This is a genomic window from Atlantibacter sp. MEI4A-1023 (assembly GCF_056155425.1).
On sequence record NZ_CM149568.1, the window covers coordinates 1,433,254 to 1,445,223 of the forward strand.

The following is an 11,970-nucleotide window of genomic DNA, read 5'->3' on the forward strand; positions in this document are numbered from 1 at the left end:
ATTGATTTATCCTTTGTATGATTAATGACTTTTCATTGCAGCGCCCATGTAACCGGAGAAAGCGATGCCCGAAATTAACCCTTATGGTCAGCCGGTCGGCGATGTACTCCCCGGCTGGCATGGTACGCAGCCGTTGCCCCGAACGCCGCTTCAGGGCCGGGTTTGCCGCCTGGAGCCGTTGAATGCCGAACGGCATAGCGACGATCTGTTTCTTGCATATCAACAGGCAGAGGATGACCGCGACTGGACGTGGCTCGGCGCGTCGCGGCCCGATACCCGCCAGGCCACATGGCACTGGGTGCAGGGCAAAATTGCCGACGACAGTCTGATCCCCTGGGCCGTTATTGAACAGGCCAGCGGGCGGGCGGTGGGCGTGGTGTGCTTTATGCGCATCGATCCGGTCAACGGTGTGGTTGAAATCGGCCATGTCACCTGGTCGCCCAAAATGAAACGCACGTTAATGAGCACCGAGGCGCAGTGGCTATTATTAACGGCGGCCTTTGGCGCGGGCTATCGCCGGGTCGAATGGAAATGCGACTCCCTGAATGCCGCTTCGCGCGCGGCGGCGGAGCGCTTGGGCTTTACGTATGAAGGCCGCTTTCGTCAGGCGATGGTCAGAAATGGCCGCAATCGGGATACCGACTGGTTCTCAATGCTGGATAGCGAATGGCCGCGCATTAATGCCGCGTTAGCCCGCTGGCTGGCGGTGGAAAATTATGACGCAGAGGGCAGGCAGATACAGCGCTTAGGGGATTTACTGGCAGCGGAATAAAGGCTAAAACGCCCGGCATCCCGGAACAACCGGATTACCGGGCATAGTAATTACAACATACTAACAACCCGCTTCAGCAGGCGGATGCGTGGCTCGACGGACGCGATTTCCAGATATTCAGCAGGGCTGTGGAAACCGGCGCCGATCGGACCTAAACCATCCAGGGTAGGAATGCCGAGCGCGGAGGTATAGTTGGCATCGCTGCCGCCGCCGACCGCTTTCCAGCTAATCGCTACGCCTTCCTGTTCTCCGGCACGCTCGACGATTTTCATCAGCGCTTCGGTTTGCGCGTTGATCGCCATTGCCGGCTTATGGTTCAGGCGAGTAATCGTGGTGGTCACGCCCTCCATAAAGCCTTTTTCGCACAGGTCCAGCAGCGCGCGGTTGACCCGCTCATCTTCGCTGTTTTCCCAGAAGCGCAGGTCGACTTCCGCTTTCGCCCAGGACGCGACAATATTCGACGCATCGCCGCCGCTGACTACACCGACGTTGAGCGTGGTGCCGCGCTCCGCATCCGCCAGCGCGTTAATCGCCAGGATACTGTGCGCCAGCGCGGTCACTGCCGAACGGCCTTTTTCTGGATCGTTGCCCGCATGGGCGGCGACGCCGGTAAAGGTCAGTTCATAGCCCGCCAGCCCTTTGCGGGCGTTGACCAGCGAGCCGTCTGCCCGCGCCGCTTCGCACACCAGCACGTGGCGCGAACGCTCCGCCAGCTCGCCCAGCCACTGATGGGAATGCACCGAACCGGTTTCTTCATCGGGGTTCATGGCGACGGCAATCGACAGGCGTTGCAGGTCGCTTTTCTCCATTGCGCGCATCGCCCAGAGAATATTCAGCAGACCGCCTTTCATATCTGACGAACCCGGGCCGTAAATACGCGTATCGTCCTGGCTCATTGGGCGCTGTGCTACGGTTCCGACGGGGAAAACGGTATCAAGGTGGCCAATTAACAGCACATCAAAATGGGTGGCGTGAGGTTTATTGGTGACTAACACGCCGGGCCCAACCGCCGTACCGAGATCCACCTTCTGGCACTGCCAACCCTCTTTGGCCCACAGCGCTGCCAGAATATCCGCCACCTGTGCGACGCCGTCGATTGTCCCGGTGCCGCAGTCAACGTCAACCAGTTGGCGCAGCTCGTCAGTCCATAATTTCAAATCCATTTGTCTCTCCTTAGATAATCACGCGCATAAGCAGCATGGCGATAAATGCGTTGACCACAGAAATTGCGATCATAAGCGGAATGCGTTTGGCGCGGGTGCCAATCACGCCGAGAATACGGCCGAGATATTGCACCTGCGAGCCCATTAAATAAATAGCCGGGGCGAGGATCGCCAGATGCTCGCCGGTAATAATGCCTTTTTCGAACAGGCCGATGGCAACGCCAATCCCGCCGCCCATCGACATCCATCCCCCAATCAGCACCGCGGCGGCTTCACCCGGCAGGCCGAAAAGTCCCATCAATGGGGCGAAAATCATCCCCAACCCTTTTAGCGCGCCGGTAATTTCCAGCGCTTTGATGATGATAAAAGCCATCACGACATTGGGCAGCGTGCTGGACGTGGCGATGCCCCAGCCTTTGCGTGCGCCTTCAACAAATACATCGGTGATCACCGGTTTGGCATTTCCCTGCGCACTCATGATGCTTCTCCCTGTGTATCCAGACGCTGTTGGGCTTTCTTATCGCTGACTTTGAGGATCAGACGCAGAATATTCGCGCCAACGATTTTCATAATAAACATTACCGCCACGCAGGCACCGATAGAAGCGGGGACCGCCGTGGTGCCGTCGGCTGCAATCAGAGTGAACAGTACCGCGCCGGAGGAGAAAAAGTTGGTGATCATTGCCCCGGCGGAGAACTGGAACATGGCGAAAATATCTTTTTCGCTCTCGGTGATTTGCCCTTCATCGGCCAGATTGCGGGTTAACGATGCCCCGACGTCGGTGCTTTGCAGGCTGCCGATCAGCGCCAGCCCGGCGGTGCCGGGGATACCCAGCAGCGGACGCAGCAGCGGAGTCAATAACCGCCTGGCGGCCCGCAGTGCGCCGTAGTGTTCCAGCACGTTGATCATGCCCAGCGCGAACATTACGGCAGGGATCAGGCCGAGGGCAAACAGAAACCCGTCCATTGCGCCGTGGCCGCCGGTGCCGCGAAACGCGCTGGTGGCGGTGACAAGCTCATCGCCGTTCAGGCTGACTTTGCTGACCACTTTACCGAACGCGCCATTCAGGGTGGTGAAATCAAACACCCCGTACCACTCTTTCCCGCCTAACAATCCTGAAAAGAACACCGCCGCGAACGCCAGCGCGATATACGCGCCGATGCCCGGACGGTTGTCCTGCGTATCGAACTTATCCATTTCATTTTCCTTGTGATTACACGCGAACGCCTCGCCGCCGTATCATTACTGGCTGGTCATCAGGAAAAATTGACGATAGTCATGTTAACTGTGTGGTTATTGGATTGGATGCTGGTTCTGTGAGGCTGCGCATTTCAGATAAGCGGGTTGAATGTATTGCCTTTTCCGCTAAACCCGGCGTCATTTACCACCCAAAGGCGGGATGTCGGCAAGCGTCACTATGCCGTCGGCAAACGTCAGGCAAGCGATATCAAAGCGTGAAGCAACAGGAAAATGCCCCAGCGGGCAGGTGAGCTCCAGTGTCACAATGCCAGAAGTCAGCGCCACCGCCTGTGCGCACTCGAAACCAAACCAGCTTTGCACGGCGGGGAACAAGGCTTTAAACAGACTCTCTTTGGCGGAAAAAATCTGGCTGAGCGCAAGATGAAAGGGAACGGACACGGCTTGCAGGCGCGCCCGCTCATTGCCAAACAGCACGCCGTCGGCCAGCTTTCGGGCATCGTTATCGGTGAGCAGCGGCTGGTAATCAATGCCCAGGCTGGAGAAACCTTCGCCCATCGGTTTCGCCGCCGCCAGCGCCAGGCTGCCCGCATGGGTAATACTGCCGGTATATCCCTGCGGCCACAGCGGCTCGCGGTGCGCGCCAATGCCCGGCGGCGTAGCGGGGCCGCCCGCGTGGCGTAGCGCATGAACCGCCGCTATCCGCCCGGCGAGATGCTCCGCTTTGCGCGATATCACCGCCCGTGCCAGCAGCGGATGATGCGGCAGCCAGAGCAAGTCCTGTGGGGCAAAACTTTCCGGGTCGAAGCGCAGGCAAAACAGCGTATGCTGGTTTAACGACAGCGTGGCGAGTTCGGTATTCATCGGGTTCCGGCGCAGTGAAGGGGGGGTTACTGTTGCATAACCGGGGCGTGCCCGCCAATAAAAAAAGGGAACCGTAGTTCCCCTTGTTATCAGGCGTTTAAATCAGAAGCGGGTATTCACACTCACGAAGTAAGTACGGCCCGGCTCGTTATAGGTTTCCGCACCCGCGCCATACATCCAGGAGTTGGTGTTGGCGTTGCCGGTGGTCTGGGCGTTGCCCGCGCGCCACTGGCGTTTATCGAAGACGTTATCGATACCGGTCGTAAAGCTGACGTTTTTGGTGGCATCCCAGGTGCCGCTCAGGCCGACGATGCTGTAAGGGCTAACTTCTTTGGTTTCAGGATAACCCACGCGCTGGCCCTTGTAGTTGTACATCTTCGGTTTCTGACGGCCATACCAGGTCAGGGTGCTCTGTAAAGAGATATCCTGGCGAACCTGCCAGCTCAGCGTGGAGTTCAGCGTAAACTCCGGGATGATCGACAGACGATCGCCAGTAGTTTTGTTTTTACTCTCCAGCATCCAGGTCATGTTGTTGCTCCACTGAACGGTGTCGGTCACCGGCACGTTCAGCGTCCCTTCCAGCCCTTCAACCACGGCTTTCGGCACGTTTTCCCACTGGTAGATATCGGTGGTGGTTCGGCCATTGTTGGTGCGGCCAATCGGCGCATAACCCGCTTCAATTTTGTCGCGATAATCGTTGCGGAACCAGGTCACGCCCGCCAGCCAGCCTTCGTGTTTGTACTCCAGGCCAATCTCTTTGTTGATGCTGGTTTCGGCATCCAGATCGTCGTTACCCATCATGTAACAGCCGCCCGCGCTGGCGTAACAGCCCTGACCACGGCTGTACAGAATGTAGTTCGGGTTGGTCTGGTACAGGCTTGGCGCTTTATAGGCGCGGGCGATACCCATTTTCAGGGTGATATCGTCGGTCAGGCCCTGGGACAGGTTCAGCGCCGGGCTCCAGTTATCGCCCACGATGGAGTGATGATCGAAACGCAGGCCCGGCGTCAGCATGGTGCTGTCGGTCAGCTCCATGTTGTTTTCGGCGAACAGCGAGAAGATTTCCGCGCTGGAGTACGGGTTGCGGTTGGTGCTGTCGACGCCCGGGATCGGGCCGCCTTCAATCAGCGACTGGACGTTGGACGAGCGGTCCTTCATGCGCTGCTGGGTCCATTCAGTGCCCAGGGTCAGCGTCTGGTTAACCAGCACGTCGAGCGGCAGGTTGACTTCGCTGTGCAGGGTCACATCGCTTAAATCGATATCGGACTTCAGCGCGTCAGAGAAGATCCCTTCGGTGCCGCCCGCCAGGCCTTCGTTAGTGCGCGAGTTACGGGTTTTCTCGTACTGCGCCCAGGTGCTGGACGTCACGCCGTTGTCCCAGCCGCCGTTCCAGGTGAGGGAGTAATCCTGGCGATACAGGCGGTTGGTCTCTTTGCCATAGTTGCTTTTCACCAGTGCGTTGCTGTTGGTGTTCTGGGTGTCGCCCGCGTACAGGTTGCCCTGGCGGCCATAGCCCGCTTCAAATTCCAGCGACTGCTGTGGGGCAAACTCCCAGCGCAGTTGGCCGTTCACGTCTTTGTTTTCGACGCCTTCACGCCCGGCTGGCAGGGTGTTGGCGTAGGTGCCGGTGCGCTCGGACTGATGGCCTTCGTTGATGTCCCACGCGTCAGCCTGGGTTTTATCGAGATTGCCGTACAGGCGGAAGCTGACGCTGTCGCCCAGCGGGCCGGTCAGGCTGAAGTTAGTGCGTTTGGTTGACCCTTCCTGCTTGTGCTCCGGTGCGTTCAGGTAGGTGTCCCAGGTGCCATGCCACTCATTGGTGCTGCGTTTGGTGATGATGTTCACCACGCCGCCCGCCGCGCCATCGCCATAACGCGCCGCCGCCGGGCCGCGCAGCACTTCGATACGCTCAATCATTTCCGGCGGCACCCAACCGGTATCGCCACGGGTGTCGCGCTCGCCGCGCCAGCCCAGACGTACTGAGTTACGGCTGCTTACCGGTTTACCGTCGATCAGGATCAGGGTGTTTTCCGGGCCCATGCCGCGAATATCAATCTGACGATTGTTGCCGCGCTGGCCGCTGGTGGAGTTGCCGGTCAGGTTAACGCCCGGCATGGTGCGGATGATTTCCGAAACATCGCGCGCTGGCGGGTTTTTACGGATCTCTTCAGCGGTAATGGTCGATACGCCCGGTGCCTGCAAATTTTGCTCAGCGGCAGTGACGACCATGGTGTCTTCGTGTGTTTGCGCGCCATCTTCTGAGGTTGTGGTCTCGGCTGCCAGAACCGGCATAGCCGCGCCGTAAATCCCCAGATTAATTAACATGGCGAGGGAGTAATGGATTTTCTTATTCATTTTTTTGCCTGCTTTTCTCTGCTGCGTCTCGCTTTTTCCGTGCCAGGGGCGGATAGCAGCATGATGTCGTCTAACAAATTTTTGGCGCACCAGAGGTGACTGCCAGGTAAACGCCAGTGAGTGAACAAAAACAACGGGATAATGCGCGCCAATACGCTATTGCAAATACGAATAATTATCAATAATATTATCAAACATTTCTTACGGTAATTTTTTAATGCCATATAATTCATAAGGTTGATGGTTGTGATGGTGCTCGAAACAGGAAGTGAGGCGTGGTGGCAAGCGCGCCAACAGCAGGGCATTCCCTTCGTTGAGCCAGTGGGAAAGGGCAAATGTCGGGTAACATTCTGGTGGCGCGATCCGGCTGGCGACGAGCGCCACTCCGCGCTACAGCGGGTGTGGCTGAATATTACCGGCGTCACCGATCATCACCAGCGGGCGCGTCCGGTGAGCTTAACGCGCCATCCCGGCACCGATGTCTGGCAATATCAACTTGAATTAACTGATACCTGGCGCGGCAGTTACTGCCTGATCCCGTCAACCGCGACGGATGATTTCCCGCCGGAAGCCTTCACTGACGACATCCCTTCACCGATGGCGCTGCGCGCGGGCTGGCGCAAATTGTTCCCGCAGGCGCAGGTCGATCCGTTTAATCCGCGCCAGTGGCGCGGCGGACGCGGCCATCCGGTGTGCGCGCTGGAAATGCCGCGCGCGCCGCTGCAACCGGGCTGGGACGCGCCGGATACGCCGCATCTGCCGCCTGTCTGCATCGACTGGCACAGCGAAAAACTCGCTAATACCCGCAAGGTCTGGATATTTACCACCGGTGAGGAGAGCGGCGGCAATCGCCCGCTGGCGCTGCTGCTCGACGGCCAGTTCTGGGCGCAAAGTATGCCGGTATGGCCTGCGCTGCAATCCCTGACCGATCGGGGATGGTTACCGCCTGCGGTGTATGTGCTGATTGACGCCATCGACACCGCCCATCGCGGCGAGGAGTTGCCCTGTAATCCTGCGTTCTGGCAGGCGGTGCAGGACGAACTGCTGCCGCAAGTCCAACACATCGCCCCGTGGCGCGATGACCCGTCCACCACCGTGGTGGCGGGCCAAAGCTTCGGCGGGCTGTCTTCCCTTTACGCGGGCCTTAACTGGCCGGAGCGCTTCGGCTGCGTGTTGAGCCAGTCGGGCTCGTACTGGTGGCCTGGGCGCGAAACCCGGCAGGGCTGGCTGATTTCGCAGTTAGAACAGGGCGCGCTGGGCCATGCACCGCTGCGGATTTTCCTTGAAGCGGGTAAGCGCGAGCCGCTTGTCCATCAGGCCAATTTACGACTCTGCTCCCTGCTGCAACGCACCCAGCAACAGCTATTCTGGCGCGAGGTCGACGGCGGGCATGACGCGCTGTGCTGGCGCGGCGGCTTAACGGAAGGGCTGATTACCCTGTGGGGCGACAAGCTGCTTTCTGCGCGTTGAATTTCAGGAGTTTGCTATGGAATACACTAATCCCTTCGACAATCCGCAGGGGCACTTTTATCTGCTCAAGAATGCGCTCGGGCAGCTTAGCCTGTGGCCGGAAACCTGCGCGTTACCCGCCGGATGGGCCATCGTCGCGCCGCCGCGCCCGCACAGCGAGTGCGTGGCCTGGCTGGAACAGCGCGGCGGCGATTTGCATCCCGCCGTTTATGCCCAGGGGGGGGAAGAATGAAAATCCCCTCCGTGACACTACCGCTGATCGCCGCCCAGCCGGGGATTTGGGTGGCCGACGCCCTGAGCCAGCAGCCCGCCGCCTGGAGCGTGGCGCACTACATCGAACTTAACGGCGAGCTGGACGCACCGCTGCTGGCTAACGCCATCGTCGCCGGAATGGGCGAGGCCGATACTCTACGGATGCGCTTTGCTGAAATCGACGGCGAACCGCGCCAGTGGGTTGATGAATCCATCACTTTCCCGCCGCCCGAATGCATTGATTTACGCCATCACACCGACCCTGGCGACGCCGCGCGGGCAATCATGCGCCAGGATTTGGCCCAGGATCTGCGCCGTTCGGCAGGGAAACTGCCCTGGTGCCATCAACTTTTTCGCCTGAGCGACACCCGATGGTTCTGGTATCAGCGTTATCACCATTTGCGGGTGGATGGCTTTAGCTTCACTGCGATTACCCGACGGATCGCCGACATTTATCGCGCATGGCATTCAGGACAGACGCCGGAGGCCTCGCCCTTTACGCCGTTTAGTGAGGTGGTGGAAGAGTACCAGCAGTACCAGGCCTCCAGTGGCTGGGTAAAAGACCGCGCTTTCTGGGCAGAACAGCTTGCCAGCTTGCCGGAGCCTGCCACGCTGTCAGACCAGCCGCTCACCACCCGCGAACCGTCGCCGTCGCTGATTCGCCGCAGCGTACCGTTCGATAACAGCCAGATTCAGGCGCTGCTGGCGAACGCCCCCGGCGTGAACCCTGCCGACATGGCTTTTGCGCTGGTTTCCCTGTGGATTGGCCGCCTGAGCGGGCGCAACGATTTCGCCGCCGGGGTGATTTTTATGCGCCGGATGGGGTCGGCAGCGCTGTGTGCGACCGGCCCGGTGCTGAACGTGCTGCCGCTGGCGGTGCGCATCCCGCCCGCCGGAACGCTGCCGGAACTGGCCGCCAGCCTGGCGCGCGAGATGAAAAGCGCGCGTCGCCATCAGCGCTATGACGCCGAACAAATCCTGCGCGATGCCGGACGCGTCACCCAACTGACGCCGCTGTACGGCACGGTATTCAATTTCAAAATGTTCGACTACCGGCTGGACCTCGGCGGTATCAATGGCATTACCCATCAACTGGCCTCTGGCCCGGTCAATGACATCGAGCTGGCGCTGTACCAGGACGAGCAGGGCAGTCTGGGGCTCGAAGTGTTAGCCAATGCGCAACGCTATAACGACGCGACCCTGGAGCAGCATATCGCCCGCCTGCCGCTGCTGCTGAGCCAGTTCGCGGCAAACCCGCAGTTGGCCTGCTGCGAAGCCGATGTGGTCCATCCTCATGAGGCGCAACTGATCGCGCGCATCAACGACACCAGCATGATGCTGCCCGCAGATACCCTGACGGCGGCGATTGCGCGCCAGGCGCTAAAAACCCCCGATGCGCCTGCGTTAGCGGACGATCGCTATCAGTTCAGCTACCGGGAAATGCGCCAGCAGGTGCACGCGCTGGCGGTGGAATTACGGGCGCAGGGCGTCAAACCCGGCGACGTGGTAGCGGTCGCGCTGCCGCGCTCGGTGTTTTTATCGCTGGCCTTACAGGCGATTGTCGAGATTGGCGCGGCCTGGCTGCCGCTGGATACGGGCTACCCCGATGACCGTTTACAAATGATGCTGGAAGACGCCAGGCCGCGCCTGGCGATCACCAGCGCCGCTCTGGAAGCGCGTTTTGCCGGGCTGACCGCCCAGCCGCTGATGATTTACGACGCGCCGCTGGCGGCCTCCGACTTGCCCGCGCTGGATCTCTCGCGCCCGGAGCATACCGCCTACGTGATTTTCACCTCCGGCTCGACGGGGCGACCAAAGGGCGTGATGGTCGGCCAGGCCGCTATCGTTAACCGCCTGTGGTGGATGCAGGATCACTATCCGATGGCGGCGGGAGATGTGGTCTTGCAGAAAACGCCGTGCAGTTTCGACGTCTCGGTGTGGGAGTTTTTCTGGCCGTTTATGGTGGGTGCGCAACTGGTGATGGCCCCGCCGGAGGCGCACCGCGATCCACAGGCGTTGCAGGCGCTGTTTGCCCGCTGGAACGTCACCACGACCCACTTTGTGCCGTCGATGCTGGCGGCATTCGTTGGCGCATTAACCCGCCCGCAGGCTATCGCCCGGTGCCGCTCTCTGCGCCAGGTGTTCTGTAGCGGCGAAGCGCTGCCGACCGAGCTGTGCCGACAGTGGCAAACCCTGACCGGCGTGGCGCTGCATAATCTCTACGGCCCCACCGAGGCCGCCGTGGACGTGAGTTGGTATCCGGCTTACGGCGAGGCGCTGGCGGCGGTGAAAGGCAACAGCGTACCGATTGGTTTCCCGGTGTGGAATACCGGTTTACGGGTGCTGGACGGGGCGATGCGCCCGGTTCCGCCCGGCGTGGCGGGGGATTTATATCTGACCGGGGTCCAGCTTGCGCAGGGTTATCTGGGCCGTGCGGATCTCACCGCCAGCCGCTTTATCGCCGATCCGTTCGCCCCAGGCGAGCGGATGTACCGCACCGGCGACGTGGCGCGCTATCTGGCTGACGGGGCGGTTGAATACCTTGGCCGCAGCGATTTTCAACTTAAACTGCGCGGCCAGCGTATTGAGCTGGGGGACATCGACAGCGCGCTGATGTCGCTGGCGGATATCGCCCAGGCGGTCACCCACGCCTGCGTGCTGAACCAGGCGGCAGCCAGTGAAGGCGACGCCCGCCAGCTGGTGGGCTATGTGGTGTCGGCAAGCGGTTTGCCGCTGGATACCGACGCCCTGCGCCGCCAACTGGAAACCTTGCTACCCGCCCATATGGTGCCGGTGATGGTGATCCAACTGGCGGAAATGCCGTTAAGCGCCAACGGTAAGCTGGACCGCAAAGCGCTGCCGCTGCCGGAGCTGGCCCGCGCCGCAACGGGCCGCGCGCCACAGTCCGAACTGGAACGCACTCTCGCCGGGGCGTTCGCGCGCCTGCTGAACTGCGAGGTTTGCCACGTCAATGCCGATTTCTTCGCCCTGGGCGGGCATTCGCTGCTGGCGATGCGCCTGGCGGCGGATCTGCGTGAGACGCTTAATATCGATGTGACGGTCGGCCAGGTGATGGAAGCCTCGACGGTGGAAAAACTCGCGGCGCGTCTTAGCGCCCCGGACAGCGATGCCCATGAAGCGGGCTTTGGCGCGCTGCTGCCACTGCGTGACGGCAACGGGCCGCGCCTGTTCTGCTTCCATCCGGCATCCGGTTTTGCCTGGCAGTTCAGCGTACTGCAACGTTATCTGGGCCCGCAGTGGGCGATTACCGGCATTCAGTCGCCGCGCCCGGACGGCCCGATGGCGACCGCACGCGACTTCAGCCATCTCTGCGAACAGCAGTTTGCCGCGCTGCGCCGCGTGCAGCCCAGAGGGCCTTATTATCTGCTGGGCTACTCGCTGGGCGGCACCCTGGCGCAAAACCTGGCTGCGCGTCTGGAAGCGGCGGGGGAGCAGGTGGCCTGGCTGGGCCTGCTCGACACCTGGCCGCCGGAAACCCAAAACTGGGCGCAGAAGGGCGACCAGCCTGACCCGGAAGTGCTGGCGGAAATTGAGCGCGAGCGTGAAGCCTTTATTGCTGCCCAGCGCGGGCAGGGCAGCGAGCGGTTATTTACTACCATCGAAGGGAACTACGCGGACGCCATCCGGCTGCTGACCTCGGCGCATACCTTGCCATATCGCGGGCCGACTACGCTGTTTGTCGCTGAGAAAACCGTGCCCAACGGCATGAGCGCCACCGACGCCTGGTCAAACTGGCTTGGGCAGATGACGGTGCATTCGCTGGATTGCGCCCATGTGGAAGTGGTGTCGCCGAAGGTGTTTGAGGTAATTGGGCCGCAGATCGCGGGTGCGTTAAACCACGGCTAAGAAGGCGACCCTCTCCCCGCAAGAGGAGAG

The 11,970-nt window shown here is 60.7% G+C and carries 9 protein-coding genes; 4 read left to right on the forward strand and 5 right to left on the reverse strand.

The features are described from left to right. The first annotated feature begins 64 nt into the window (after positions 1-64). On the forward strand, positions 65-772 hold the full coding sequence (locus ACVV26_RS06940) for a GNAT family N-acetyltransferase (protein ID WP_474800697.1): 708 nt from the start codon (positions 65-67) through the stop codon (positions 770-772). A 50-nt stretch (positions 773-822) separates the two neighbouring features. Here the strand turns inward: ACVV26_RS06940 and ACVV26_RS06945 are convergent, their stop codons facing one another. From ACVV26_RS06945 to ACVV26_RS06965, 5 genes are all read right to left on the reverse strand, one after another. Further along, entirely contained in the window at positions 823-1,935 is a 1,113-nt protein-coding gene (locus ACVV26_RS06945) for a M20 family metallopeptidase (protein ID WP_474800698.1), read from the reverse strand. A 10-nt stretch (positions 1,936-1,945) separates the two neighbouring features. Beyond that, on the reverse strand, positions 1,946-2,413 hold the full coding sequence (locus ACVV26_RS06950; protein ID WP_312979740.1) for a YjiG family protein: 468 nt from the start codon (positions 2,411-2,413) through the stop codon (positions 1,946-1,948). Continuing rightward, positions 2,410-3,132, reverse strand: coding sequence for a nucleoside recognition domain-containing protein (locus ACVV26_RS06955; RefSeq protein ID WP_474800699.1), 723 nt, complete (start codon positions 3,130-3,132; stop codon positions 2,410-2,412). Before ACVV26_RS06955 ends, ACVV26_RS06950 begins: the two co-directional genes overlap by 4 nt. 180 nt (positions 3,133-3,312) lie before the next feature. After that, positions 3,313-3,996: a 4'-phosphopantetheinyl transferase family protein gene (locus ACVV26_RS06960; protein WP_474800700.1), complete on the reverse strand. Its 684-nt coding sequence runs from the start codon at positions 3,994-3,996 to the stop codon at positions 3,313-3,315. Positions 3,997-4,098: 102 nt separating this feature from the next. Next, positions 4,099-6,351: a TonB-dependent siderophore receptor gene (locus ACVV26_RS06965; protein WP_474800701.1), complete on the reverse strand. Its 2,253-nt coding sequence runs from the start codon at positions 6,349-6,351 to the stop codon at positions 4,099-4,101. A gap of 240 nt (positions 6,352-6,591) precedes the next feature. Here ACVV26_RS06965 and fes point away from each other — a divergent pair, with 240 nt between their 5' ends. Genes fes through ACVV26_RS06980 form a run of 3 tightly spaced genes read left to right on the forward strand, consistent with a single transcriptional unit; the run spans position 6,592 to position 11,940 of the window. Beyond that, a complete protein-coding gene (gene fes / locus ACVV26_RS06970) occupies positions 6,592-7,821 on the forward strand; it encodes an enterochelin esterase (RefSeq protein ID WP_474800702.1) in 1,230 nt (409 codons plus the stop codon). A 16-nt stretch (positions 7,822-7,837) separates the two neighbouring features. Continuing rightward, positions 7,838-8,053 carry an MbtH family protein gene (locus tag ACVV26_RS06975; RefSeq protein WP_474800704.1) on the forward strand — a complete coding sequence of 72 codons (216 nt, stop codon included), beginning with the start codon at positions 7,838-7,840 and terminating at the stop codon, positions 8,051-8,053. Next, positions 8,050-11,940, forward strand: coding sequence for an enterobactin synthase subunit F (locus tag ACVV26_RS06980; RefSeq protein ID WP_474800705.1), 3,891 nt, complete (start codon positions 8,050-8,052; stop codon positions 11,938-11,940). Before ACVV26_RS06975 ends, ACVV26_RS06980 begins: the two co-directional genes overlap by 4 nt. The last annotated feature ends 30 nt before the right edge of the window (positions 11,941-11,970 follow it).